The sequence below is a fragment of the [Mycobacterium] manitobense genome (assembly GCF_025821665.1).
Classification (GTDB): Bacteria; Actinomycetota; Actinomycetes; order Mycobacteriales; family Mycobacteriaceae; genus Mycobacterium; species Mycobacterium arseniciresistens.
Map to the genome: position 1 here is coordinate 1 of NZ_JACKSJ010000268.1, position 470 is coordinate 470.

Annotated in this window: 1 protein-coding gene; it reads right to left on the reverse strand. The window is 68.3% G+C overall.

All coding sequences use genetic code 11. The annotated features are described in order from the left end of the window. The coding region (locus H7I41_RS29550; RefSeq protein ID WP_372503828.1) for a TetR/AcrR family transcriptional regulator at window positions 1-444 on the reverse strand (444 nt) is incomplete at its 3' end. Between the last annotated feature and the right edge of the window lie 26 nt (window positions 445-470).

The following is a 470-nucleotide window of genomic DNA, read 5'->3' on the forward strand; positions in this document are numbered from 1 at the left end:
CAGCGTGGGTAGATCCATCTCGGGCCTGATGGAGCCGCTGCAGCGGCCCGCGCGCAGCAGCTGCAGCATGGCGGACTGGATCCCGGCCGGCCGCTGCTTGGTCAGTTCGATCAGCTCGGGGTCCGAACTGGGGCCTTCGTAGAACGACATCTGCAGCGCGGCGCGATGCGCCACCGCACACCGCGCAATGGCGCGGCCCAGGCCGACGATCTGCTCTTCTATCGGGCGCGGGTCAGGGGAGTCGAGCCCGCGCAGCGCCTGCTCGCCGACGAGGTCCAGCGCCGCGTGGTAGCGCCGGATCAACTCGACGAGGATGGCCTCCTTGGATTCGAAATGGTGATAGAGGCTGCCTGCGAGGATGCCCGCCGCCTCGGCGATCTGCTGTAGCGAGGTCCGCAGTCCCGATTCGGCGATCACGTCGTTGGCGGTCTGCAGGATCTCGATCCGGCGCGAATCCGGGGAGCCTGACT